This is a genomic window from Micromonospora sp. NBC_01405 (assembly GCF_045040155.1).
GTDB lineage: Bacteria > Actinomycetota > Actinomycetes > Mycobacteriales > Micromonosporaceae > Micromonospora.
In genome coordinates, this window is sequence record NZ_CP109532.1 from 2,580,506 (window position 1) to 2,602,815 (window position 22,310).

25 protein-coding genes, 3 tRNA genes and 1 riboswitch are annotated in these 22,310 nt (G+C 74.0%); of the genes, 16 read left to right on the plus strand and 12 right to left on the minus strand.

From position 1 onward, the window contains the following. Positions 1 to 15 precede the first annotated feature (15 nt). Entirely contained in the window at positions 16 to 1,191 is a 1,176-nt protein-coding gene (locus tag OG559_RS10600; RefSeq protein WP_405114743.1) for a LysM peptidoglycan-binding domain-containing protein, read from the plus strand. A gap of 174 nt (positions 1,192 to 1,365) precedes the next feature. On the opposite strand, the gene OG559_RS10605 is transcribed toward OG559_RS10600, so the two are convergent. The 3 genes from OG559_RS10605 to bluB all read right to left on the minus strand — a co-directional run bounded on the left by OG559_RS10605 (position 1,366) and on the right by bluB (position 3,458). Next, entirely contained in the window at positions 1,366 to 2,217 is an 852-nt protein-coding gene (locus tag OG559_RS10605) for a DUF2231 domain-containing protein (protein WP_405114745.1), read from the minus strand. Between the two features lie 183 nt (positions 2,218 to 2,400). Next, the gene (locus OG559_RS10610) at positions 2,401 to 2,745 is read right to left on the minus strand and encodes a hypothetical protein (RefSeq protein ID WP_405114747.1); all 345 of its coding nucleotides are present in this window, start codon (positions 2,743 to 2,745) and stop codon (positions 2,401 to 2,403) included. A 68-nt stretch (positions 2,746 to 2,813) separates the two neighbouring features. After that, the gene (bluB, locus tag OG559_RS10615) at positions 2,814 to 3,458 is read right to left on the minus strand and encodes a 5,6-dimethylbenzimidazole synthase (RefSeq protein WP_405114749.1); all 645 of its coding nucleotides are present in this window, start codon (positions 3,456 to 3,458) and stop codon (positions 2,814 to 2,816) included. Between the two features lie 34 nt (positions 3,459 to 3,492). After that, a riboswitch (cobalamin riboswitch) is annotated at positions 3,493 to 3,692 on the minus strand. 169 nt (positions 3,693 to 3,861) lie between these two features. Here bluB and OG559_RS10620 point away from each other — a divergent pair. Continuing rightward, on the plus strand, positions 3,862 to 4,629 hold the full coding sequence (locus OG559_RS10620) for a crotonase/enoyl-CoA hydratase family protein (RefSeq protein ID WP_405114751.1): 768 nt from the start codon (positions 3,862 to 3,864) through the stop codon (positions 4,627 to 4,629). Positions 4,630 to 4,714: 85 nt separating this feature from the next. Here OG559_RS10620 and OG559_RS10625 read toward each other — a convergent pair whose 3' ends face one another. Next, positions 4,715 to 6,172: a dihydrolipoyl dehydrogenase family protein gene (locus OG559_RS10625; RefSeq protein ID WP_405116561.1), complete on the minus strand. Its 1,458-nt coding sequence runs from the start codon at positions 6,170 to 6,172 to the stop codon at positions 4,715 to 4,717. An 84-nt stretch (positions 6,173 to 6,256) separates the two neighbouring features. Here OG559_RS10625 and OG559_RS10630 point away from each other — a divergent pair, with 84 nt between their 5' ends. Further along, entirely contained in the window at positions 6,257 to 7,321 is a 1,065-nt protein-coding gene (locus OG559_RS10630) for a serine hydrolase domain-containing protein (RefSeq protein WP_405114753.1), read from the plus strand. Positions 7,322 to 7,336: 15 nt separating this feature from the next. On the opposite strand, the gene OG559_RS10635 is transcribed toward OG559_RS10630, so the two are convergent. After that, a complete protein-coding gene (locus OG559_RS10635; RefSeq protein ID WP_405114755.1) occupies positions 7,337 to 8,260 on the minus strand; it encodes a phytoene/squalene synthase family protein in 924 nt (307 codons plus the stop codon). Between the two features lie 66 nt (positions 8,261 to 8,326). On the opposite strand from OG559_RS10635, the gene OG559_RS10640 reads away from it, so the two are divergent. From OG559_RS10640 to OG559_RS10675, 8 genes are all read left to right on the plus strand, one after another. Further along, positions 8,327 to 9,481, plus strand: coding sequence for a polyprenyl synthetase family protein (locus tag OG559_RS10640; protein WP_405114757.1), 1,155 nt, complete (start codon positions 8,327 to 8,329; stop codon positions 9,479 to 9,481). A gap of 28 nt (positions 9,482 to 9,509) precedes the next feature. Then, on the plus strand, positions 9,510 to 10,991 hold the full coding sequence (gene crtI, locus OG559_RS10645; RefSeq protein ID WP_405114759.1) for a phytoene desaturase family protein: 1,482 nt from the start codon (positions 9,510 to 9,512) through the stop codon (positions 10,989 to 10,991). Further along, positions 10,988 to 11,608: an isopentenyl-diphosphate Delta-isomerase gene (gene idi / locus OG559_RS10650; protein WP_405114761.1), complete on the plus strand. Its 621-nt coding sequence runs from the start codon at positions 10,988 to 10,990 to the stop codon at positions 11,606 to 11,608. Before crtI ends, idi begins: the two co-directional genes overlap by 4 nt. Further along, positions 11,598 to 12,551: a MerR family transcriptional regulator gene (locus OG559_RS10655; protein WP_405114763.1), complete on the plus strand. Its 954-nt coding sequence runs from the start codon at positions 11,598 to 11,600 to the stop codon at positions 12,549 to 12,551. The genes idi and OG559_RS10655 overlap by 11 nt, the downstream gene beginning before the upstream one ends. Positions 12,552 to 12,622: 71 nt before the next feature. Further along, positions 12,623 to 13,420: a polysaccharide deacetylase family protein gene (locus tag OG559_RS10660; protein ID WP_405114765.1), complete on the plus strand. Its 798-nt coding sequence runs from the start codon at positions 12,623 to 12,625 to the stop codon at positions 13,418 to 13,420. A gap of 154 nt (positions 13,421 to 13,574) precedes the next feature. Further along, positions 13,575 to 13,647, plus strand: a tRNA-Glu gene (locus tag OG559_RS10665). 31 nt (positions 13,648 to 13,678) lie between these two features. Further along, positions 13,679 to 13,752: transfer RNA gene (locus OG559_RS10670), tRNA-Asp, on the plus strand. 104 nt (positions 13,753 to 13,856) lie between these two features. Then, a tRNA-Phe gene (locus OG559_RS10675) sits at positions 13,857 to 13,930 on the plus strand. A gap of 107 nt (positions 13,931 to 14,037) precedes the next feature. Here OG559_RS10675 and OG559_RS10680 read toward each other — a convergent pair. Further along, on the minus strand, positions 14,038 to 14,358 hold the full coding sequence (locus OG559_RS10680) for a hypothetical protein (protein WP_405114767.1): 321 nt from the start codon (positions 14,356 to 14,358) through the stop codon (positions 14,038 to 14,040). 230 nt (positions 14,359 to 14,588) lie between these two features. On the opposite strand from OG559_RS10680, the gene OG559_RS10685 reads away from it, so the two are divergent. Continuing rightward, positions 14,589 to 15,098: an SRPBCC family protein gene (locus OG559_RS10685; protein WP_396671669.1), complete on the plus strand. Its 510-nt coding sequence runs from the start codon at positions 14,589 to 14,591 to the stop codon at positions 15,096 to 15,098. Positions 15,099 to 15,118: 20 nt separating this feature from the next. Here the strand turns inward: OG559_RS10685 and OG559_RS10690 are convergent, their stop codons facing one another. Further along, positions 15,119 to 15,820 carry a DUF2786 domain-containing protein gene (locus tag OG559_RS10690; RefSeq protein WP_405114769.1) on the minus strand — a complete coding sequence of 234 codons (702 nt, stop codon included), beginning with the start codon at positions 15,818 to 15,820 and terminating at the stop codon, positions 15,119 to 15,121. A 123-nt stretch (positions 15,821 to 15,943) separates the two neighbouring features. On the opposite strand from OG559_RS10690, the gene OG559_RS10695 reads away from it, so the two are divergent. Beyond that, positions 15,944 to 16,390, plus strand: coding sequence for a hypothetical protein (locus tag OG559_RS10695; RefSeq protein WP_405114771.1), 447 nt, complete (start codon positions 15,944 to 15,946; stop codon positions 16,388 to 16,390). Positions 16,391 to 16,435: 45 nt separating this feature from the next. Here OG559_RS10695 and OG559_RS10700 read toward each other — a convergent pair whose 3' ends face one another. Further along, positions 16,436 to 16,825: a hypothetical protein gene (locus tag OG559_RS10700; RefSeq protein ID WP_405114773.1), complete on the minus strand. Its 390-nt coding sequence runs from the start codon at positions 16,823 to 16,825 to the stop codon at positions 16,436 to 16,438. 169 nt (positions 16,826 to 16,994) lie between these two features. Here OG559_RS10700 and OG559_RS10705 point away from each other — a divergent pair, with 169 nt between their 5' ends. Next, positions 16,995 to 18,335 carry an ABC transporter substrate-binding protein gene (locus OG559_RS10705; RefSeq protein ID WP_405114775.1) on the plus strand — a complete coding sequence of 447 codons (1,341 nt, stop codon included), beginning with the start codon at positions 16,995 to 16,997 and terminating at the stop codon, positions 18,333 to 18,335. 83 nt (positions 18,336 to 18,418) lie between these two features. Here OG559_RS10705 and OG559_RS10710 read toward each other — a convergent pair whose 3' ends face one another. Continuing rightward, a complete protein-coding gene (locus OG559_RS10710) occupies positions 18,419 to 19,162 on the minus strand; it encodes an enoyl-CoA hydratase/isomerase family protein (protein WP_405114777.1) in 744 nt (247 codons plus the stop codon). Next, positions 19,159 to 20,013: a 3-hydroxyacyl-CoA dehydrogenase family protein gene (locus tag OG559_RS10715; protein WP_405114779.1), complete on the minus strand. Its 855-nt coding sequence runs from the start codon at positions 20,011 to 20,013 to the stop codon at positions 19,159 to 19,161. The genes OG559_RS10710 and OG559_RS10715 overlap by 4 nt, the downstream gene beginning before the upstream one ends. Before the next feature lie 163 nt (positions 20,014 to 20,176). Between OG559_RS10715 and OG559_RS10720 the strand changes: the two genes are divergently transcribed. Then, positions 20,177 to 20,464 carry a hypothetical protein gene (locus OG559_RS10720; protein ID WP_405114780.1) on the plus strand — a complete coding sequence of 96 codons (288 nt, stop codon included), beginning with the start codon at positions 20,177 to 20,179 and terminating at the stop codon, positions 20,462 to 20,464. Positions 20,465 to 20,543: 79 nt separating this feature from the next. Here OG559_RS10720 and OG559_RS10725 read toward each other — a convergent pair whose 3' ends face one another. Then, on the minus strand, positions 20,544 to 21,323 hold the full coding sequence (locus tag OG559_RS10725; RefSeq protein ID WP_405114782.1) for a class I SAM-dependent methyltransferase: 780 nt from the start codon (positions 21,321 to 21,323) through the stop codon (positions 20,544 to 20,546). 53 nt (positions 21,324 to 21,376) lie between these two features. Here OG559_RS10725 and OG559_RS10730 point away from each other — a divergent pair, with 53 nt between their 5' ends. Next, complete coding sequence (locus tag OG559_RS10730; RefSeq protein ID WP_405114784.1) at positions 21,377 to 21,757, plus strand: PPOX class F420-dependent oxidoreductase; 381 nt, start codon at positions 21,377 to 21,379, stop codon at positions 21,755 to 21,757. Positions 21,758 to 21,838: 81 nt separating this feature from the next. Here the strand turns inward: OG559_RS10730 and OG559_RS10735 are convergent, their stop codons facing one another. Further along, a complete protein-coding gene (locus tag OG559_RS10735; RefSeq protein WP_007073996.1) occupies positions 21,839 to 22,048 on the minus strand; it encodes a BldC family transcriptional regulator in 210 nt (69 codons plus the stop codon). Between the last annotated feature and the right edge of the window lie 262 nt (positions 22,049 to 22,310).

A 22,310-nucleotide genomic window follows, 5' to 3' on the forward strand; every position in this document is an offset into this window, starting at 1 on the left:
AGGGAAGGAACCGCCATGGCCGCACCGGGTCGCTCCGCCGCACGGCGGACCGGACAGGTCCTCACCGGGTTCGGCGCGCTGGTCGTGCTGATCGCGGTGCTGGTCGGAGGGCCGGTGGCGCTGATCGCGTTCGCCGGCAACCCGCTCCCCGACCAGGTACCCACCCTCGCCGAGATCGGCGTCACACTGACCAGCCGGGACGACGGCCAATTGTTCCTGCGGGCGCTGGCCCTGGTCGGCTGGTTCGGCTGGGCCACCTTCGCATTCTCTGTGCTCGTGGAGTTGGGAGCGCAGTCGCTGCGCCGGCCGGCACCCCGGCTGCCCGGGATCAGCCGGCAGCAGCGGGCCGCGGCGGCGCTGGTCGGGTCGGTGGCCCTGATCATCGCGGCGAGCCCGGCGGCGGCCAGCGCGGCGACGGTGCTGGCCGGCCCGTACCCGACGGTGGCGCAGCCGGCCGTCGCCGCGGCGGCCCCGATGGCCCGGCCGGTCAGCGCGACGCTTCCGGTCGGCGCGCGGACGGCGCCGCCGGTCGTGGTCACCACGGCGGCCCAGCTCCCCGAGCCGGTGGAGCCGACGGTGTATCGGGTGGCGAAGGGCGACTACCTGGGCGAGATCTCCGAGCGCTACCTCGACGACTTCGACCGGTACCGGGACGTGGCGAAGCTGAACCGGCTGCACGACCCCGACCGGATCCGCCCGGGACAGCTCATCAGGCTGCCCGACGGTGCGGGCGACGCCGGGGCCCGTACGCACGCCACCGGCCGGCTGGTGGTCCGGCCCACGGCCCCCGCCCCCGGCGGCGCGGTCACTCCCCCGCCTGCGACCCCGGCCACCCCGCCGGCCGCCGAAGCTCCCGCGACCCCGGCGGCGACCCCGGCGGCGACGCCGCCGCCGGCCACCCGCCCGGCACCCGCGCCGTCGGCCACCCAGCCGTCGGCCGAGTCGACCCGCGGCAGCCAGCAGGTGGCCCAGCCGCCCTCCGGGCCGCAGCCGGCGATGGCCGCCGGGGCGTCCCGGGCGAGCGAGGAGGACCAGGTGAACCGTCCGCTCGCGGTCTCGGCGGTGCTCGCCGTGGCCAGCATCGTCGGGGCGCAGATCGGCGCGGTCCTCGGGCTGCGCCGCCGGCCGGGCATCGCCCGGGCCGCCGCCGGCGCGCGGGCCCTGGTCTCCGGCCGGCACCGCCGAAACTGACGCCGGCCGCCCCCACCTCGCCCCCGCCCCGCCTCCCCTGCGCGCACTTTCACGGAATGTGTGGCCATGGCGCGCGCCGATGCCACACATTCGGGGAAAGTGCGCGCAGAGCGGGCAGGACGGGCCCGGCGGGGCGACGGGAGCGGGGCGACGGGCGGCGCGGGAGCGGAAAGCTCAGGGCAGCCGGGCCTGCAACATCCCGTCGACCACCCGGGTCGGCAGGATCTGCTGGTCGTTCCCGGACGGCCCGTGCATGACCTCGCCGCCGTTGAGCCGGAACGCGCTGCCGTGCCACGGGCAGACCACGCAGGCGTGCCCGTCGATCTCGGCGACCTCGCCCTCGCCGAGCGGACCGCCCTGGTGCGGGCAGTGTTCCAGCATCACGGTGACCTCGTCGCCGTGCCGGTAGAGGATGACCGAGACGTCGTCCACCTCGCGGGTGACCAGCTTCCGCTGCGGCAGCGTGGCCATGTCCACGAGCGCGTGCCAGCCGTCGCTGATCCGGTTCAGCTCGGACACGCTCTGGTTGACCTGGGCCCCCTGCTTGTACGCCAGGTGCCCCCCGAGGTAGGCCCCCGCGCTCGCCGCGGTCAGCCCGAGGTACGCCAGCGCCCGCCCGGTCCCGTGCCGCCCACTCAGCCGGGCGGCCAGCGAGCCCGTGTACAGGGCCAGGCCGACGGTGTTGGAGGCGGCGTGCACCAGGCCGACCCGCCGCTGGTCCCGGGTGAGGGCCGCCCAGTCGTTCAGCCCGGCGACCGCCGCCGGGAGGGCGCCGACCGTGCCCAGCCCGACCAGCGTGGTGGCCGCCCGACGCTGACCGGGCATGAGGTCCAGCACGGCGGCGCTGATCCAGGCGCCCACCGGCACCTGCACCAGCGCCGGGTGCAGCGGATGCCCGAGGAAGACGCCGTGCAGCAGGTCGCGCACCCGCTGCGGGCGGATGGTGGCCTGGACGGCGCGCTGCAACCGGTCCCCGACCCGGTCCAGCGCCGAGTTCTGTTCGATTCTCGTCAAGAGTGCCCGCATCCCGTCCGGCTTCCCGGCAGGAGCGGTCGCAAACCGGTCGGCGGTGACGAGCTTGTCGCCGTACGTGTCAACCGGCCGTCCGGGGACGCGGCCGACACCGCCGCCGGACCCGCACGTCACCGGCCCGGGTGCCGGCGGCGGGGTCCCCGCGCTGCCACCGGCCAGCAGCGCGGGGCCCGGCGACTATTGCCAGGGGCCGCTGCGGCAGATGAACCTATCGGTGTCGCTGTACTGGGTCACGCTGCCGTCGAAGTAGCTGTAGCTGACCCGCACCTGCAGGCCGATGTTGGAGAAGGGGCAGCTGGCGAAGAGGGTCGGTCCGGCGCTCGTAAAGGTCCCGACGCTGCCGGAGTACCAGGTGACCGTCCAGGTCGTCGTGCCGGTGCTGGTGGCGTCGCAGTAGAACTGCGACCCGCCGGACTCACAGAAGGGCGCGGGGGCGCTGGCCAGGGCCGGGGTGGCTACGGCGGCGGTCAGGCCGAGGGTGGTGAGGACGGAGGCGAGCAGGACCCTGACGGTGGCACGCATGAAGATCCTCCCGAGCGTAGCGGGTTGGGTACCGAGGGTGAACACCACGCTATCTCAGCAATCGAGGTTCATGAATCGGCCGTTCGCCGGTGGGTTACCGCCCAACGGTCGTGGTGCACCGCCTCGGCGAGAGGACGCTTCCGCCGCCATCCGTGCCGTTCCAGGTCTGGCACGGTCGCCAGGTGGCTGACCGGCCCGAGGCAGAGCCACGCCACCGGCCGGATGCCGTCCGGAATGCCGAGCAGCCCGGCCAGGAACGGCTCCCGGTAGAAGGAGACCCAGCCGACGCCGATCCCCTCGGCGGTGGCGGCGAGCCACAGGTTCTGGATGGCCAGGCAGACCGAGTAGAGGCCGGCGTCGGCGATGGCGTGCCGCCCGAGGACGGCCGGGCCGCCCCGCGCCGGGTCGTAGGTGACCACGATCGACAGGGTCGACTCCAGCACTCCGTCGATCTTGATCCGGGCGAACCGCTCGGCCGCCTCGCCGTCGAGGGTGGCGGCGAACGTATCCCGTTCGACCTGGACGTGCTCGTGGAACCGGCGGCGGGTTTCGGCGTCCCGGACCAGGACGAAGTCCCACGGTTGCGAGTATCCGACGCTGGGCGCGGCGTGCGCCGCGTCGAGGATCCGGTGCAGGGTGTCCGCCGGCACCGGCTCTCCGGTGAACTCGGCCCGGACGTCCCGGCGGCGGTGGATGGTGTCGTAGATGTCCACAGGCAGGCTCCCGCTGCGCTCGGCCCACCGCTGCGGTGGGCACCCGACGCGAGGCCGGTCTTCGGACTCCCGGATCGACGCCCGACCGTCCGCCTTCCCAGCCGTGCGGCCAGTGGCTGCGCGTGACGCGCGTGGACGGCGGCTCCCCGGTCACCGCGGCGGGCCCGTGCCGGATTCCCACCGGCTTCCCGATTCTCCCCGCAGACGCGGGGCACCTCACATGATCGTGCCGCCGCCGATGCTAGCGCCGCGCGCGTGCGCCGTCGGGACGGACGGGCCGCTACGGTCGATGTCGGGGTGTCCACCACCACCCCGAGGGCCGGCCCGCCGGCCACCTCGGCATGCACCGCCAGCCCGGCGGCCCGCAGCCGAGGGTCAAGCCGTCCGACCAGGAGGGACGCCAATGGGGGTACGGGTCGAACGCGCCGGGGCCGTGACCACGGTGATCCTGGACCGGCCGGCTGCCCGCAACGCCGTCGACGGGTCGACCGCCCGGGCCCTGGCCGACGCGTTCCGCGCCTTCGATGCCGACCCGGAGGCGGCGGTGGCCGTGCTCTGGGGAGCGGGCGGGACGTTCTGCGCCGGGGCGGACCTGAAGGCGATCGGCACCCCCGGCGGCAACCGGGTCGAGCCCGACGGCGACGGCCCGATGGGCCCGACGCGGATGCGACTGTCCAAGCCGGTGATCGCGGCGATCTCCGGGTACGCCGTGGCCGGCGGGCTGGAACTGGCCCTCTGGTGCGACCTGCGGGTGGCCGAGTCCGACGCGGTGCTCGGGGTCTTCTGCCGGCGCTGGGGGGTGCCGCTGGTCGACGGGGGGACCTTCCGGCTGCCCAGGCTGATCGGCGAGAGCCGGGCGATGGACCTGATCCTCACCGGCCGACCGGTGCCGGCCGAGGAGGCGTACGCGATGGGTCTGGTGAACCGGCTGGTCGCGCCGGGTGAGGCCCGGGTGGAGGCCGAGCGGCTGGCCGCCGGGATCGCCCGCCACCCGCAGACCTGCCTGCGCAATGACCGGGCGGCGGTGCTGGCCGGCGCCAACCTGACCGAGCCGGAGGCCTTCGCGGTCGAGCTGGCCCACGGCGCGGAGTCGCTGGCGGCCGACGCGGCGGCGGGTGCGGCCCGCTTCGCCGCGGGCGCCGGCCGGCACGGCGCACCCGCGTCTCCCTGACCGGCCACACCGCACCCGCCCCCTGACCGTCAGCACCGCACCGGCACGACCTCGTGCTCGTCGGACGATCAGGGAGCCACCGGCGCTACCTCAGGTTGCGCAGGGCGTCCTCGATGGCGCGGTGGAACGTCGGATACGCGTAGATCATGTTCCGGAGCTGGGGCAGCGGGACCGCCGCGTGCACCGCCACCACCAGGCCCGACAGCACCTCGCCGCCGGCCGGGCCGACCGAGGTCGCGCCGACCAGGACGCCCCGGTCGGCGTCGGCGACCAGCTTGATCAGTCCGTCGGCCTGGTGGATCCAGCCCCGGGTGGACGAGCCGAGCCGGCTAACGCCGACCTGCACGTTGATGCCGCGCTCGCGGGCCTGCCGCTCGGTCAGCCCGACCGCGCCCACCTCGGGGTCGGTGAAGGTGACCCGGGGCAGCGCCCGGTAGTCGGCGTGCGGCACGCCGCCGGCGATCCCGGCCCCCGCCGTGCTCGCCGCGCCGCCGACCACGCTGGCGGTGCCGCTGGCGTCCGGGCCGGACCGCGCCCGCCGGACGTGGTCGAGCACGTCGGCGACCACGATGGCCGCCTGGTACATGGCGATGTGGGTGAACGCGCCCTCGCCGGTCAGGTCACCGACCGCCCAGAGGCCCTCGGCGGCGCGCATCCGGTCGTCGACGGCGAGGTATCGCTGGGACGGGTCCACCCCGACGCCGTCCAGCCCCAACTCGTCGAGGTGCGCCCGCCGGCCGGTCACCACCAGCAGCTTCTCGGCGGTGAACTCGACGCCGCCGGCCGCTCCCAGGGTGAACGCCCGCCCGTCGTGGTCGACCCGCTCGGCCTTCACCCCGGTGGAGATCCGCACCCCGTCCGCGCGCAGCGCGGCGGCGGCCACCTCGGACGCCTCGGGCTCCTCGACGGCGAGCACCCGGTCCGCCGCCTCGACCACCGTCACCGCCACCCCGAACCGGGCGAAGACCTGGGCCAGCTCCAGCCCGATCGCGCCGCCGCCGAGGACGAGCAGCGACCCGGGCAGCTCCTCGACCTCGACGGCCTGGTGGTTCGTCCAGTACGGGGTGTCGGCGAGCCCGGCGATCGGTGGCACGGAGGGCCGGGTGCCGGTGCCGAGCACGATCCCGTGCCGGGCCTGGAAGACCTGGTCGCCGACGCGTACCCGGCCGGGGCCGTCGAGCCGGCCGCTGCCGCGCACGAACCGGCCGCCCTTGCCGGTGAACCGTTCCACCGCGACCCGGTCGTCCCAGGTGTCGGTGGCCTCCGCGCGGATCCGCTTCGCCACCGGCGCCCAGTCCGGCTGGACCTGGGCCGTGCCGGCGAACTCGTTGACCCGCCGGGCCTCGGCGATCGCGTTCGCCGCCCGGATCATCATCTTGCTCGGGATGCACCCCCAGTAGGGGCACTCCCCGCCGACCAGGCTCCGCTCGATGCCGACGACGTCGAGGCCCGCCTCGGCGAGGCGCCCGGCCACCTCCTCGCCGCCGACGCCGAGCCCGACCACGACCACGTCCACGACCACGTCCACCAGTTCCGGTTCCACCATGCCGCCAGCATTCCGCACCGCGCCACCGCCCCGCATCGTGTCGCCGTGCCGGCACCCGCGCGTCTCCCCTACCGTGGCCGGATGCGCCCACGCTTCGGCCCGGTCCGGGACTGCTTCCACGACCTGTTCTCCGCCGGCCGGGAGACGGGGGCCGGTCTCGCCGTCTGGTACGACGGCCGGCCGGTCGTCGACCTCGTCGCCGGCGCCGGCCGGCCGGGGCGGCAGTGGGCGCCGGACACCCTGGTCAACGTGTACTCGGTCGGCAAGCCGGTGGCCGCGCTGTGCCTGCTGGCGCTGGTCGACCGGGGCCGGCTCGACCTCGACGACCCGGTCGCCGACCACTGGCCGGGGTTCCGCGCCCCGGCGACCGTCCGGCAGGTGCTCAGCCACACCGCCGGGCTGCCGGCGTTTCCGGTGCCCCGCCCGGCCGGGGCGGTCGCCGACTGGGACCTGCTCTGCGCCGACCTGGCCGCCGCCGAGCCGCAGTGGCAGCCGGGGTCGGTCGCGGGCGAGCACGCCTGGACGTACGGGCACCTGGTGGGCGAGCTGGTGCGGCGGGTGGACGGGCGGCCGGTGGGCCGGTTCCTGGCCGAGGAGATCGCCGGCCCGTGGCGACTCGACCTGGCCTTTGGCCTGGACGCGGCGGACCAGCGGCGGTGCGCCGAGCTGTCGTACGCCGATCCGGGCTGGCCGGCCCGGGCGCTGGGCGAGCCGGGGTCGCTGCGGGCCCGGGCGCTGGGCAACCCGGCGGGCGGGCTGGACCTGGCGGTGCTGAACAGCCCGCTGTGGCGGGGCGCGGAGATGCCGGCGGTGAACCTGCACGGCACCGCCGCCGCCCTGGCCCGCCTCTACGCCGGGCTGCTGGCCGGCGGCGTCCTGGACGGGGTGCGCCTGTTCGGCCCGGACCTGGTCGCCGAGGCGACCCGGACCCAGTACGACGGCCCGGACCTGGTGCTGGGCCGCCGGGCCTGCTGGACGCTGGGCATGCAGCGGGAGCCGGACGGGAGCTGGGGCATGGGCGGGATCGGCGGCAGCAGCGCCTGGGCCGACCCGGAACGGGGCTACACGTTCGCGTACGCCACCGCCCGGCTCGCCGACCACGACCGGGTCGACGAGCTGGTGGAGGCCCTGCACTCCTGCCTGTGACGAGACGCACCGGGCTCAGGTCCGGCCAACCGCCAGCCCCGACCCGGGAACCACGACCGGGGTGCCGGCCGGGGTGAGTATGGCCCGCCCGGCGACGGCCATCCGTCGCCGCCGGGGCACCAGCGCCCGCCGGGTGAACACGTCGTAGTCCTGGGCGGCCACCTCGTCGAGGATGCCGCCGTAGAGCACGTACGCGGTCCGCATGCAGGCCTGCGAGGCGGGCGACAGCAGGGTGACGCCCGGGGCGGCGGCCTCGTAGTGAGCCTGGGCGCGGGTCACCTCGTACTCGATCAGCTCGCGGATCTTCGGGCTGGTGCGACGGCGCGCGGCGGCGGTGTACAGGTCCCCGCGGGTGACGTCGAACTTGGCCAGGTCCTCGTCCGGCAGGTACGTCCGGCCGCGCGTCAGGTCCTCGGCCACATCCCGGATGAAGTTGGTGAGCTGGAAGGCGAGGCCGAGCTGGCGGGCCGGCTCCCGGGCGGCGGCGGGGTCGGAGCTGCCGAGGATCGGCAGCATCATGGTGCCGATGACGGCGGCCGAGCCCTCCATGTAGTCGAGCAGGTCGTCGTAGGTCGGGTACGCGGTGACCGTCAGGTCCATCGCCATGCTGCGCAGAAACGACGCGAAGTCGGACCGGTCGAGGTCGAAGACGGCGATGGTGTGCAGCACGGCGGGCAGCAGCGGGTCGTCGACCGGGGCGCCGTGCAGCCCGGCCAGGAAACGGGCCGACCAGTCGTCGAGCCGGGCGGACCGCTCGGCGGGCGGCAGGTCCTCGGTGCGGTCGACGATCTCGTCGGCGTACCGGGTGAATCCGTACAGGGCGTGCACGTGTCGCCGTTTCCAGGCGGGAAGCAGCCGGGTGGCGAGATAGTAGGTGCGGCCATGATGTCTGTGCAGGTCACGGCAGCGGCCATAGGCGGCGGCGAGGTCGGTGTCCACTGACCCTCCTCTGACTATCGACGCAGGAATCGACGCAACTCGTAACCCTAGGGTACGCTCGCCCACATGGCCAACGACGCAGTTGTGGGTGACACCCTCCGCGTCGCACCGGCACAGCCGGAGGCGACGGACGATCCGGTCCGCGGCGTGCTGGCCGCGTTCGCCAACGACCTGGCCCAGGGGGTGGACGACACCCTCGCGACGTTCCTGGCCGCCGAGGTCGCCTCGCTCACCGAGATCGACGCGGAGATGGGCGGCTTCGCCTCGACCGCGCGCGACTGCGTGCTGGCCGGCGGCAAGCGGGTCCGCCCGACCTTCGCATACTGGGGGTGGCGGGGCGGCGCCGGCGGCGACGAGCCGCTCCAGACGGTGCTGCCGGCGCTGGCGGCCCTGGAGCTGCTGCACACGTTCGCGCTCGTGCACGACGATGTGATGGACGCCTCCGACACCCGGCGCGGCCGGCCGACAGCGCACCGGGCCGCCGCCGCCCGGCACGTCGCCGCCGGGCACGCCGGCGACCCCGACCGGTTCGGCGAGTCGGTGGCCGTGCTCATCGGCGACCTCTGCATGGTCTGGGCCGACCGGCTGATGTCCCGCGCCGCCGTGCCGCCGGCGCGACTGCTCGACGTCCGGCACTGCTACGACCGGATGCGGGTCGAGACGATCGCCGGGCAGTACCTCGACGTCCTGGGCGAGAACGACGCGGCGAACTGGTCGGTGGACCGGGCGCTGCGGGTGGCCCGCTACAAGACGGCCAGCTACACCGTCCAGCGGCCACTGCTCTTCGGCGCCTGCCTGGCCGGTGCCGGCACCGACGCGCCGCTGACCGCCGCGTACACCCGCTACGGCCTGGCCGTCGGTGAGGCGTTCCAGCTCCGCGACGACCTGCTCGGGGTCTACGGTGACCCGGTGGCCACCGGCAAGCCGGCCGGCGACGACCTGCGCACCGGCAAGCCGACCGCGCTGCTGATGTTGGCCCGACAGTTCGCCACCCCGACGCAGCGTCGGGCGCTGGACCGGGCCGGCGCGGTCACCGGAGCCCGGGAGATGTCCCGGCTGGCCCAGTTGGTCGCCGACACCGGGGCGGTCGCCCGGGTCGAGCGGATGATCTCCGACCGGGTCGCCGAGGCGCTGGCCGCGCTGAACACCGCGCCGATCGACGAGACCGCGCGCACCGCGCTGACGGGCCTCGCCACCGCCGCCACCGACCGGCGGGCATGATGAGCGACATTTCGAAGGAGGTGGTCACGTGCGGACCGTGACGGGACGTACGGACCAGGTGGTGGTCGTCGGCGCCGGGCTCGGCGGGCTGGCCTGCGCGCTGCACCTGGCCGGCGGCGGCCGGCAGGTGACGGTGGTCGAGCGGGAGCCGGTGCCGGGCGGCCGGGCCGGGCGGCTCGGCGTCGACGGGTACGAGTTCGACACCGGCCCGACCGTCCTCACCATGCCCGACCTGATCGACGAGGCGCTCGGCGCGGTCGGCGAGGAGCTGCGCGACTGGGTCGAGCTGCTGCCGCTGGACCCGGCCTACCGGGCGTACTACCCCGACGGCTCGACGCTTGACGTGATCACCGACACCACCCGGATGGCGGCCGAGATCGCCTCCGTCTGCGGCCCCCGGGAGGCCGACGGGTACCTACGCTTCGTCGACTACGCCCGGGAGCTGTGGCGACTGGAGCGGGCGGACTTCATCGAGCGCAACCTCGACGCCCCGACCGACCTGCTCACCGGCAACCTGCTGAAGCTGCTGGCCAACGGCGCGTTCCGCCGGCTCCAGACGAAGATCGGCCAGTTCTTCCGGGACCCGCGCACCCAGCGGATCTTCTCCTTCCAGGCGATGTACGCCGGGCTCGCCCCGCACGACGCGCTGGCCATCTACGCGGTCATCGCGTACCTCGACTCGGTGGCCGGGGTCTACTTCCCACGCGGCGGTATCCACGCGGTCTCCCGGGGGATGGCCGGCGCGGCGGAGAAGCACGGCGTGCAGATCCGGTACGGCACCACGGTGACCCGGGTGCAGACCGCGAACGGCCGGGCGACCGGCGTGCTCACCACGGACGGCGAGTTCATCCCGGCCGACGTGGTGGTGCTCAACCCCGACCTGCCGGTCGCCTACCGGGACCTGCTTCCCGCTGCTCGGCAGCGCCGGCTCACCTACTCGCCGTCCTGCGTGGTGCTGCACGTCGGCTCGCGGCAGAGCTATGAGAAAATCGCCCACCACAACATCCACTTCGGACGGTCCTGGAAGGGCACGTTCGACGAGGTGATCCGGCGAGGGGAGCTGATGACCGACCCGTCGCTGCTGGTCACCAATCCCAGCCGCACCGACCCGTCGGTCGCCCCGGCCGACCGCCACACCTACTACGTGCTCGCCCCGGTGCCCAACCTCGACCGGGCCCCGTTCGACTGGCGCGGTGACCTGACCCGCCGCTACACCGACCAGCTCGTCGGGACGCTGGAGGAGCGCGGATACGTCGGCTTCGGCGACGGCGTCGAGGTGCTGCGCGCGGTCACCCCGGCCGAGTGGGCCGAGCAGGGCATGGCGGCCGGGACCCCGTTCGCGTCGGCGCACAGCCTCTTCCAGACCGGCCCGTTCCGCCCGTCGAACCTGCATCGGACGCTCGACAACGTGGTGTTCGTCGGCTCCGGCACCCAGCCGGGAGTCGGCGTACCGATGGTCCTGATCTCCGGCAAGCTGGCCGCCGCCCGCATCACGGGGCCGGCCCGATGAGCGGCCGGGAGGGCCACCTGGTCGAGCTGGTCGACGACGACGGCCGGGCACACGGCGAGGCCTCGGTGGCTGCCGCCCACCAACCGCCGGGCCGGCTGCACCGGGCCTTCTCGGTGCTGCTGGTCGACCCGGACGGCCGGGTGCTGCTGCAACGCCGCGCCGCCGCCAAGACCCGGTTCCCGCTGCGCTGGGCCAACTCGTGCTGCGGCCACCCGGCCCCGGGCGAGTCGCTGGTCGAGGCCGCCAACCGGCGGCTGGGCGAGGAGTTGGGCGCCGGGCCCGTCGATCTCACCGAGGTCGGGGTGTACGTCTACTACGCGGAGGACCCCACCACCGGGCAGGTCGAGTTCGAGTACGACCACGTGCTGCGCGCCGACGTGCCGGCCGACGCGCCCCTGCGTCCCGACCCGGACGAGGTGGCCGAGCTGCGCTGGGTCGACCCGGCGACGCTGGAGACCGACCTGGACGTCGACCCCCGCGCGTACGCGCCCTGGCTGGGCGGGGTGGTGAACCGCCTGCTGCGTACCTCCGGGCCGGCGGCGGGCGCCCCCGGTCCCAGCGCGGCCCCGGCCGGCCTTCCGGCGGACGACGCGTCGGAGCGGCCGGGTGGCCGATGAGGCGCTGAGCGCGGGGGCCGTGGCACGCCGACTGGGCGTCGCGGTCACCACGCTGCGCACCTGGCACCAGCGCTACGGACTCGGCCCCAGCCAGCACGTGCCGGGCCACCACCGGCGGTACACGGCGGCCGACCTCGCGCGCCTGGAGACGATGCGCAGGCTGACCGCGGAGGGGATCACCCCGGCCGAGGCGGCCCGCTGGGCCCGGCAGGCACCGGGGCCGACCGGCGAGGTACCCACCAATGCCCTCCCCGAGGTCCGCCCGGTCGGGGTCCGCGACGGTGGTGGCCAGGCGATCCCGGTCGGCCGGGCCGGCCCGGCGGCCCGTGGGCTGGCCCGGGCCGCCATGCGGCTGGATTCGGTGGCGATCGGCGAGGCGATCGCCCGCGCCCTGGCCGCCGACGGCGTCGTCGCCACCTGGGACAGGCTCCTGCGGCCGGTGCTCGTCGGCATCGGCGAGCGGCACGCCGCCACGGCCGGGCTGATCGAGGTGGAACACCTGGTGTCCCGATGCGTCTCCGAGGCGTTCGCCACCGTCCCACGGATTGGGACGGCCACCGGTCCGGCCCGGATCCTGCTCTCCTGCGCCGACGAGGAGCAGCACACCCTGCCGCTGGAGGCGCTGGCCGCCGCGCTGGCCGAGGCCGGCATGGCGTACCGGATGCTCGGTGCCCGGGTGCCGGCGGCGGCCCTGGTCGAGGCGGTCAACCGCACCGGGCCGGCCGCCGTGGTGGTCTGGTCGCACACCCGGGCCACCGCCGACCCGGCCCAGCTCACCGTGCTGCTGACCAGCCCGCGCCGGCCCCTGTTGGTGCTGGCCGCCGGCCCGGGCTGGTGGGCCGACTCCCTGCCGGCCGGCGTGGTCCGCCCGGTCGACCTCGCCGAGGCGGTCTCGCTCGCCCTCGCGGTACGCGACTCCCTGGGCCGGCCGACAGGAGACTGACCGCACTGGCCGTTTTCACGTTTCGTCCACTAGCGTCGGGTGGCCCACGTACCCGGCCCCTCGGAGTGACGATGAGTGAGCGCGCCGCCCTGGCGTTCGGCATCAGCCTGATCCTGTTCCTCGCCGGCTGCGGCGAGCAGACGACCGGCCGCTCCCCGGAGGCCGCCCCCGCACCGGCGGCCTCGACATCGCCGAAACAGACACCGCAGTCGAAGCCGAGCCCCTCGGCCAAGCCGACCCGGACCGTCCCGCCACGGCTGCGCCCGCAGCCCACCACGCTCCCGCCCGGGCTGCGCCGGACCAGCGGCGGGCGGGCGGTCGCGTTGACGTTCGACGACGGGCCCGATCCGGTCTGGACGCCGAAGATCCTGGACCAGTTGCGCGGGGCCGGGGCGAAGGCCACCTTCTGCGTGATCGGCACCCGGGCCCGGGCGCACCCCGAGTTGGTCGCGCGGATCGCCCGGGAGGGCCACCAACTGTGCAACCACAGTTGGCGGCACGACCTGGACCTCGGCCGGCGGCCGGTCGCCGAGATCCGGGCCGACCTGGTACGCACCAACCGCGCCATCCAGGCGGCGGTGCCGGGCGCCAAGGTGCCGTTCTACCGCCAGCCGGGCGGGAAGTGGACTCCGGAGGTCGTGGCGATGGGACGGCAGCTCGGCATGCGGCCGCTGCACTGGAGCGTCGATCCGCAGGACTGGGCCAAGCCCTCCGCCCCGACCATCACCCGTCGGGTGACCGGTGCCGTCCGGCCCGGCGCGATCGTGCTGATGCACGACGGCGGCGGGAATCGGGCCGCCACGATCTCCGCCTGCGCCCACCTCATCGGCGACCTGAAGCGTCGCTACGGGCTGGTCCGGCTCAGTTGAACCGGCCCTGACCTGCGGTTTTGCGGGCGAGCGGGCCCTCGGCCATACCGATTTGTTTCGCGGGCCGCCCGTCACGTATGCTTTCCAAGCCTCCGGCGGGGCCGGATGGGAGCAAGTCCGCTAGAAGTTGCGAGTGTGCAATGATGGCGGGGCCGCCCTCATCGTCTAGCGGCCCAGGACGTCGCCCTTTCAAGGCGGTAGCACGGGTTCGAATCCCGTTGGGGGCACGACCGGCGCAAGCCGGAGCAACACCAGCCAGGTCCTGTGGAGCAGTTGGAGTGCTCGCCGCCCTGTCAAGGCGGAGGTCGCGGGTTCAAGTCCCGTCAGGACCGCAAGCGCTGATCGCCGCGCGTACCATGCGCGGCGTTCTGCGTATCGGAGCAGGTTCCCTGCCGGCGGTGATCCCGCCTCTTGGGTACCATGAGCCGAGCGGCACGGCCAGGTAGCTCAGTTGGTACGAGCGTCCGACTGAAAATCGGAAGGTCGGCGGTTCGACCCCGCCCCTGGCCACATAGCCTTTCGCCGGGCTACAGAGATCCCCACCAGTGGAAACGCTGGTGGGGATCTTGCTGTGTGCACTCCCACCGCATCGGCCACCGTTGCCCGTGGCTTGAGCGCTACCTTCGCACCAGGTAGTACCATCCCGCCGCACAGACTACGAGGAGCAGCGCCACCGCGAACAGCGCACGTCCGAGAACGTGGGGCATTGGGATCAGGAACGGTGCCTGCTGGAGCAGCAGGCTCGCGTTGACCAACGCGACGCCGCCGCCAAAGCGGACGGGCTCCGATCGCTGGCGCTCCGTCCGGCGCGCGCCACGAAGCCAGATCAGGGGAGGCCGTCGCAGCACCGCGATGCGAACGCCGAACACGACCATGAAGAGGTTGACGACTGCGAGCACCAGGCGAGCGGCAGTCAACATCGGGTCCGGGTCACTCATCGCCCCATCGTTGTGACGGTGTCAAGGCTTCCCCACCCACAGCCTGATCGTGGGCACCCAGGCCATCCCGTCCGGTGCCAAACGCCCGTTTCACCCGTTGCGCGCCCCCGTATCCGGAGTTGGCGCGTCCGGAGTCAGATCGCGACTGTCCGCAATCCGGACGCGCCGTGTCCGATTCAGGGCAAGCACGAAGCTGCACGCTGGGGCATCAGCCGGTATGGTCCGGGCCTATGGGACAGGAGATGGCCGAACCGGCAGACGTCCGACAGGATGTCGCGCGGTACTCGCTGCGCAGCAGTCTCCTCATCCCTGCCTCCACCGAGCGGGCCTTCGCCGTGTTCACCGGCGCGCTGACCGACTGGTGGGTCCGGGAGTACACCTGGTCCGGCCCGGCGGCGCTGGCGGAGCTCGGCATTGAGCCACGCGCCGGAGGCATGCTCTACGAGATCGGCCCGTACGGCTTCCGGAGCGACTGGGGCCGCGTGCTCACCTGGGACCCGCCCCGGCGGCTGGTGTTCAGCTGGCAGATCGGCCCGGACCGGGTGCCGGCCCCCGACCCGGCGCAGGCCAGCGAGGTGGAGGTGCTGTTCCTGCCGGAGGGGCCGGAGCGGACCCGGGTGGAGGTCGAGCACCGGCACTTCGACCGGCACGGCGAGGCCGCCGAGGGATACCGGCAGGCGCTCACCGCGGGCTGGCACGAGCTGCTCTCCCGTTACCTGGCCTCAGTCACCCAACCCTGACCCGACAGGCGACCACAGGGTCAGTGGGGAAGTTGCCGGGTTCGGGTGGTGGACAGGCGCTGGCCGCCCAGATCAGCGCTGCGGCCGGCCGCGGCACCCGAGCCGAAACCGGTGCCGGCGAGCCGGCGCGGAGCGGCGGTGCGCAGCCGGGGGTAGGCCTCGGCCACCCGGCGCTGGACCCGGTCTGAGCGGTCGGCCAGCACGAGCGCGACCGAGGTCCCGCCGGAGTCGGCGACCGCCCCGGCCTCCGCCTCGACCAGCCGTGTGCCGACCACCTGGGCGAAGCCGGCGAGCCAGGAGCGCCGGAACGCGGCCGGGTGCTCCCCCACCGGGACGACCGCCCCGGCCAGCCCGTGCGCCGCCTGCACCAGCAGCGAGGTGAAGAGCAGGTCGACCCGCTCCAGGTCGCTGGCGAAGCCGAACAGGTGCATCGCGAAGCCGCTGCCGTGCCGGCGACGGACGCAGCGGCAGCGCAGCGGGGCGGCGACGGCGGCGAGCAGGCCGGCCTTGTCCCGGGCGTACGGGGCGACGACCTCGACCACCCGGTCGCCGACCGGGTCGGTGGCCGGGTCGCGGGCCGCCAGCAGGGCCCGGTCCACGCCGTAGCGGGCGATCAGCTCGGTGGCCTTGGCGGTGAACGTGGCCGACTCCTCCGGCGTGCAGGCCGGGTCCTCGGCCTTCGCCAGCAGCTTGCGCACCTTGACGAGCATGACCTCCGACATGCACCAGAGCTATCACACCGCCCCGGACACCGCCGGGCCAGCGGTGAGATCGATCGACCCGTATCATCGTTGCCCTTGGTCAACCGTCCGGTACGGACGGTCAGTCAACACTTGGAGGCGCCCATGTCATCCCCGGTCGTCCGCCTACTGGCCACGACGACGGCAGCGGTGTCGCTGCTCGCCCTCGCGGCCCCCGCCCAGGCGGCCCCCGCGCCCGCGAGTCCCGGCGCGGGAACACCCGCGGTGAACCTCGCCGGCACCGACGCCACCTGCTACGGCGGCGCGGTGCGTTCGTACTTCCAGACCGGGAGCTGGGGCGGGGAGGCCGGCACCTACCGGGCCACCAGCCGCTGTGCGGACGTCAACGTCCGCAACGCGAGCAGCTTCGGCACCCAGGCCTGCGTGGTCTTCGTCGACAAGACCAACAGCTGCAACTACTGGACCTACCTCCCGGCGAAGTCCGGGTGGATCACGGTGGCCACCAACGTCCGGGACGGGGTGAACTTCCGGGTCCGCTTCTCGAACCTGCGCTACGAGTACGAGCCGCTGGTCGCGTACCACGCGTTCTGAGCGGCGGCGCCCCGGCGCCCGGCCACCCGGGTCGGCGCCGGGGCGTCAGGCGGCCCGGCTGCGCAGGGTGGCCACCGTCGAGCCGGCGAGGGTGAGCAGGCAATCCGGCAGCAGGCCGTCGGCGACCGCCGCGCCGAAGAGCGCTTCCCCGGTGTCGGCGTCGGCGTTGGCGTACGCGCTGACGAAGCGGGCCACCCAGCGGGTGTCGTAGCCGGCCTCGTCGATGCCGGGAAAGTCCAGCTCCGCGCCGCCGGGAGCGGGCACGTCCCCGACCATCGTGGCCGCCAGGCACCAGGCCACCCCGTACGCCCCGGCGAGGCCGGCCCGGTCGACCACCTCGTCGAAGGCACCCACCACCGCGTCGCCGTCTCCGGCCAGGGCCGAGTGGAGCACGGCGGTCGCGTCGTCCAGCGTCTGCTGCGGTACGTCCGTCACTCGGCGCACTGTACGACGGGTGGTCAACCCGTGACCACCCGAGAGCGTCGACCCGGTGACCCTGCGTGCGCCTGGGCGGCTAGCAGGCAATTGACCGGGCTCCACATCCCCGCAGCCCAGCCTGGCACGCTAATGTGCGCAGCGGACCTTCGCCGGAGGAAGGACGACCATGTTCGTATCACACGGCTCGCGCGCCGCCGCCCTGGTGGCCTGCGGGGCGTTGCTCCTTGCCGGTGCCGCCTGCGGCACCGGCAAGTCAGAGGAGACCACCACCACACAGGTCCGCCTCTACGGCATCGACGGCAACATGATCAATGGGTACGCCGCGGAGCTGAAGGAGCGCGCCGATCTGATCGACGGCATGAAGGGCACGACCCCGCTCACGCCGCTGCCGGAAGCCTTCAAGAGCCGACTCCGGTCCGTCTATCCGAAGCTCAACGACTACCTCTACGCGGCCGAGGCATACGACGCGGTGGTGATCACGGCGCTGGCCACGCAGCTTGCCGGCAGCACCGAACCGGCGGGGATCGCCAAGCAGATCGTCGGCGTCACCAACAACGGCCAGCGGTGCGAGAAGGCGGTGGACTGCCTGAAGCTGGCCCGTGCCGGCCAGGACATCGAGTACCGGGGAGTGTCGCTCAACCGGGCCGGGTTCACCGACGCCGGGGAGCCGGCCACGGCCAGCTACGCCACCCTCACCTTCGGGGACCGCAAGATCGACGACGGCAAGACCGAGTTCGTCGGCGCCGGTGACGAGTCGGCCGCGAGCACCAAGAACCCGCCCCGGCCGTACAGGCAGCGCGGCGGGAAGGTCCCCTCGGCGCCACTGGTCCTGGGCGGCCTGCTACCGCGCACCGGCGACCTGGCTCTGGCCTACCCGCCGCTGGCCGCCGGGGCCGCCCTGGCGGTCAAGGAGGTCAACGCCGCGGGCGGGGTGCTCGGCGAGCCGGTGGTCTGGCTCGACGGCGACGACGGCACCAACCCGGACGTCGCGAAGGCCGTCGTGGCCAAGCACGTCCGGGACGGCGCGCACGTCATCATCGGCGCCGGCGCCTCGGGCATCTCCCGCGCCGTGCTGCCGGACGTGGTCGCCGCCGGCCGGGTGCTGTTCGCACCGTCCAACACGGACGCGGGGCTGACCTCGGTGGAGGACAAGGGCCTCTACTTCCGCACCGCACCGCCGGACAGCCTCCAGGGGCGGGCGCTGGCGGACGTGATACTGCGGGACGGGCCACACAAGATCGTGCTGGTCGCCCGGAAGGACTCCTACGGCGAGGGCCTTCAGGAGAACGTCCGCGCCGAGCTTGAGCGGGCCGGCATCGGCAGCGACCGGGTGAAGCTGCTGACGTACGATCCGCCGGCCGACGCGAAGGCGCCGCCGCTGGACTTCACCGCCGGGGCCCGGGATATCAAGCAGTACGAGGCGGACGCCGTGCTGGTCATCGGCTTCGCCGAGTCCGCGCAGGTGATCCGGGCGCTCGCCGACTCCGGGGTGCAGATCCGGCACTGACCCGACGCCCGACGGCCGCCCCGGCAGACTCGCGGGGGCGGCCGCCGCGCATCCGGCGCACCGGGCTCGGCTGCGACGCGCCGTCAGCGGGGCCGGCGGCGCTCCAGGAACTCGGTCATCCGCCGCCGTTTCTCCTCGTCCTCGAAGAGCACCGCCTGACTGACCAGGTCGAGGTGCGGGTGGGCGGCCGGCGGTGCGTCCACGGCCAGCTTGGTCAGCCGCAGCGCCAGGGAGGAGCCCTTGGCGATCTCGTCGAGCAGCCCGTGCGCGGCGGGCAGCAGCTCGGCGGGCTCGTCCACCACCCGGTTGACCAGCCCGATCCGCAGCGCCTCCGCGGCATCCACCCGGCGGCCGGTGAACAGCAGCTCCTTGGCCCGGGCCTCGCCGACCAGCGCCGGGAGCCGGTGGGTCGCGCCCGCGCCGGCCAGGATGCCCAGCCGCACCTCCGGCTGACCGAAGACGGCGCGCGCCGTACACACCCGCAGGTCGCACGCGTACGCCAGCTCAGCGCCACCGCCCAGCGCCGGGCCGTCGACGGCCGCGACGGTGGGCATCGGCAACGCCCGGATCCGGGCGAAGGCGGCGGAATTGATCGCGGCGAGCGCGTCCAGCCGGCCCCGCTCGCGGAGCTGGGCGATGTCCGCCCCGCCCGCGAAGATCCCCTCCGCGCCGCCGGTGAGCAGCAGCAGGCGGGGCCGCGCCTCCAGATCGGCGCAGACGTCGTGCAGCTCACCGATCAGGTCGGCGTCGATCGCGTTGCGCTTCTCCGGCCGGTCCAGCGTCACCACCAGACGGTCCGGCCGCTCGTCGATCCGCAGCCCGCTCACCGCTTCTCGCCACCTTCCCAGCGGTAGAAGCCCCACCCGGACTTCCTGCCCAGCCTGCCGTCGGCGACCATCCGCTCCAGCAACGGCGGCGGCGCGTACCGGTCCCCGTAGGCGGTCTGAAGGGTGCGGGCGATGTCCAGCCGGACATCCAGCCCGACCATGTCGGTCAGCTCCAGCGGGCCCACCGGGTGCCGGTAGCCGAGCACCATCGCCTTGTCGATGTCGGCCGGGTCGGCCACCCCGTCGGCGACCATCCGGATCGCCTCCAGCCCGAGGGCCACCCCGAGCCGGGAGGTGGCGAAGCCGGGCAGATCGCGTACGACGACGGGGTCCTTGCCCAGCCGGCCGGCGAGCGCGACGGCCGCCGCAGTGGTCTCCTCGGCGGTGTCCGCGCCGACCACGACCTCCAACAGTGTCATGGCCCAGACGGGGTTGAAGAAGTGCAGCCCGACGAAGCGTTCCGGCCGGTCCAGCCCGGCTGCCAGCTCCCCGATGGAGATGCTGGAGGTGTTGCTGCCCAGCAGCGCGGGGCGCAGCGCGGCGGCGGCCCGCAGGACGGCGCGCTTGAGCTCCAGCCGCTCCGGCACGGCCTCCACGACCACGTCGGGCTCGGGCGCGACGGCACCGAGGGAGGCGACCAGCGTCACCCGCCCCCGGTGCGCTGCCGCCTCGTCCGCGGCGAGCTTCCCCCGCCGGACGGCCCGGTCCCACAGCTCGCCGAGCCGCGCCTCTGCGGCGGTCGCCCGGTCGGCGTCGACCTCGACGAGTTCGACGTGGTATCCCGCGCCGGCCGCCACGTAGGCGATGCCCAGGCCCATCGTGCCGGCCCCGACGACGACAAAACGATTCATGACGTCTCCTCGCTGCGCACGGTGGCATGCGGGGTCTCCGCCGCGCCGGGCCGCCCGCTCCGCTGGCTCATGGGTGCGACCCTATGCAGCACGGGCATCGGCGGCATGCGTGGGGGCACGCCGAACCGGGTACTGCGCCGTCAACCGAGGGAAGGACCGGAACATGAGCCAGGCACCGGAGAGTGTGGAGAACCCGGCGACGGTGGAGACCCGCGGGGACGAGCGGGTCGACCTGCTCCGCGCGGACACCAACAACGACGGCAAGACCGACGTCTGGATCGTCGATACCGACGGCGACGGTCGGGCCGACCTGTTCCAGTTCGACACCGACGGCGACGGCAAGGTGGACATCACCATGGTCGACATCGACGAGGACGGGACTCCCGACGAGGTGGTCGACGGCGACGGTGGCCTCCCGCCGGAGCCGCTCCCCCCGACCGTCCGGGTCTGAGGCGCGCGGAAGGGGTCCCTGCCGAGGCTTCCCGCCCGGCAAGGGCCCCTTCCGCGTACCGGAGTCGCCCGCGGACCGGTCAGCCGGTCAGCATCAGGGTCGCCAGGTAGTACGGGGCGTCCCGGTCATCCACGTCGGTCAGTCGCCACGGGGTGCCGCGGACCAGCTCGGCCAGCTCGGCCACCGAGCAGACCAGGTAGTCGAACCACTCGGTGCCCAGTTCCCGGTACCGCAGTCGCAGCCGCAGCTGCCCGCCGAGCCGACCCCGGTGCCGGTTCAGCTCGTGGTAGCCGGTGTGCACCGGGTCGGTGGTGCCGTACGGGTCGGTGCCGTGCGCGATGACCTGCGCACCGGGCCTGGCCAGCGCGGCGAGCGCGGCGAGGAACGCCGACGCCCGGTCCCGCCCCTCGATCAGCCCGAGGTTGTTGCCGAGCAGCAGGAAGGTGTCGTACCGCCGGCCGTCGGCGACGTGCTCGTCGACCGTGCCGTGCACCAGGTTCCGCACCCCGCGCCGACGGCACACCTTCAACGCGCCGAGGGAGGTGTCCAGCCCGGTCACCGGCACTCCGCGCTCCTGGAGCAGCAGCGCGATCCGGCCGGCGCCGACGCCGATGTCCAGCGTCTCGCCCCGGACCCGGTCCACCGCCCGGTGGTCGTACGGCTGCCACTCGGCGGGGCCGGCCAGGTAGTGGGCGGCGGGGGCGCCGTTGATCAGGCCGTCGTCCCGCTCGATGATCTCGATGACGGGCCGGGGCAGCCGCCCGCCGGCCATCGGCCGGGGGCCGATCCCGGTCTGCACGGCGAGCGCGTCCCGCAGCAGCTCGCCGAATACGTCGCCGATCCTGGGTTCCCCGGTCACGGGGTTCACGCTAACGCCATGGGCGGCGGGTCGCGCGGTCGTATCCTTGCGGCGTGACCACCTTGGACCGCCTCGCTGCGGAGAAGTACGTCCTGTTGACCACGTTCCGCAGGGACGGGCGGGCGGTGCCCACCCCCGTGTGGGCCGCCCGCGACGGTGACGCGCTGGCCGCCTGGACCGTCGCCGACTCGGGCAAGGTGAAGCGGATCCGGCGCAGTGGCGAGGTGACGGTGGCACCGTGCGACCTGCGGGGCCGGCCGCACGGCGAGGCGGTGCCCGGTCACGCGACCATCTCCGGCCCGGCGGACACCCGCCGGATCCGCGAACTGCTGAAGCAGAAGTACCGGCTGGTGGGGCGGCTCAGCCTGCTGGGCAGCCGGCTGCGGCGGGGCGAGCGGGGGACGGTGGGCATCCGGATCAGCCTGTCGGAGTGACCGCCCGGGCCGGACACGAAGCAGGGGCGGCGGACCGTTGTCCGCCGCCCCTGCTCGGTACGTCTGTAGAATTCCCGGCGGTCAGTCTCCCTGGCGCTGCTGGGGAATCTGCCCCTGCAGCAGAGCCCGAACCTCCGACTCGCGGTAACGGCGGTGCCCCCCGAGGGTCCGGATGGCGCTGAGCTTGCCAGCCTTCGCCCACCGGGTCACCGTCTTCGGGTCGACACGGAACATCGACGCCACCTCGGCCGGTGTGAGCAGCGGCTCCGGTTCGTGCGTTCGCGATGCCATATCGGTCACTCCTCCACAGGTATAGACATCGGCCGGGGTCCCGCCGGCCGACGCGTCTCCCATGGTCCGGCTAGTCCCCGATGTCCGACATGGGCCGAACGGCCGAAGGTCCCTAGACGGACGGATGAACCATGCCCGATTTATACGACTAATACACGGCACGAACCACCTTATTCGGACTCATAATCACTGGTCGTGATGCTCCAACTACGAGCACACCTCGATTCGGGAGCGCTCCCAGGGGCGTTTTACGGCTTCCTGG

Excerpts from the sequence above, each read along its gene's own strand:
- OG559_RS10605 (WP_405114745.1), bottom strand. The coding sequence starts at position 2,217 with ATGCGGGCACTCTTGACGAGAATCGAACAGAACTCGGCGCTGGACCGG.
- OG559_RS10620 (WP_405114751.1), top strand. The coding sequence starts at position 3,862 with ATGGGGGTACGGGTCGAACGCGCCGGGGCCGTGACCACGGTGATCCTG.
- OG559_RS10685 (WP_396671669.1), top strand. The coding sequence starts at position 14,589 with ATGGGACAGGAGATGGCCGAACCGGCAGACGTCCGACAGGATGTCGCG.
- OG559_RS10680 (WP_405114767.1), bottom strand. The coding sequence starts at position 14,358 with ATGAGTGACCCGGACCCGATGTTGACTGCCGCTCGCCTGGTGCTCGCA.
- OG559_RS10660 (WP_405114765.1), top strand. The coding sequence starts at position 12,623 with ATGAGTGAGCGCGCCGCCCTGGCGTTCGGCATCAGCCTGATCCTGTTC.
- OG559_RS10640 (WP_405114757.1), top strand. The coding sequence starts at position 8,327 with ATGGCCAACGACGCAGTTGTGGGTGACACCCTCCGCGTCGCACCGGCA.
- OG559_RS10720 (WP_405114780.1), top strand. The coding sequence starts at position 20,177 with ATGAGCCAGGCACCGGAGAGTGTGGAGAACCCGGCGACGGTGGAGACC.
- OG559_RS10610 (WP_405114747.1), bottom strand. The coding sequence starts at position 2,745 with ATGCGTGCCACCGTCAGGGTCCTGCTCGCCTCCGTCCTCACCACCCTC.
- OG559_RS10695 (WP_405114771.1), top strand. The coding sequence starts at position 15,944 with ATGTCATCCCCGGTCGTCCGCCTACTGGCCACGACGACGGCAGCGGTG.
- OG559_RS10705 (WP_405114775.1), top strand. The coding sequence starts at position 16,995 with ATGTTCGTATCACACGGCTCGCGCGCCGCCGCCCTGGTGGCCTGCGGG.
- OG559_RS10735 (WP_007073996.1), bottom strand. The coding sequence starts at position 22,048 with ATGGCATCGCGAACGCACGAACCGGAGCCGCTGCTCACACCGGCCGAG.
- OG559_RS10715 (WP_405114779.1), bottom strand. The coding sequence starts at position 20,013 with ATGAATCGTTTTGTCGTCGTCGGGGCCGGCACGATGGGCCTGGGCATC.
- idi (WP_405114761.1), top strand. The coding sequence starts at position 10,988 with ATGAGCGGCCGGGAGGGCCACCTGGTCGAGCTGGTCGACGACGACGGC.
- OG559_RS10630 (WP_405114753.1), top strand. The coding sequence starts at position 6,257 with ATGCGCCCACGCTTCGGCCCGGTCCGGGACTGCTTCCACGACCTGTTC.
- OG559_RS10690 (WP_405114769.1), bottom strand. The coding sequence starts at position 15,820 with ATGTCGGAGGTCATGCTCGTCAAGGTGCGCAAGCTGCTGGCGAAGGCC.
- OG559_RS10600 (WP_405114743.1), top strand. The coding sequence starts at position 16 with ATGGCCGCACCGGGTCGCTCCGCCGCACGGCGGACCGGACAGGTCCTC.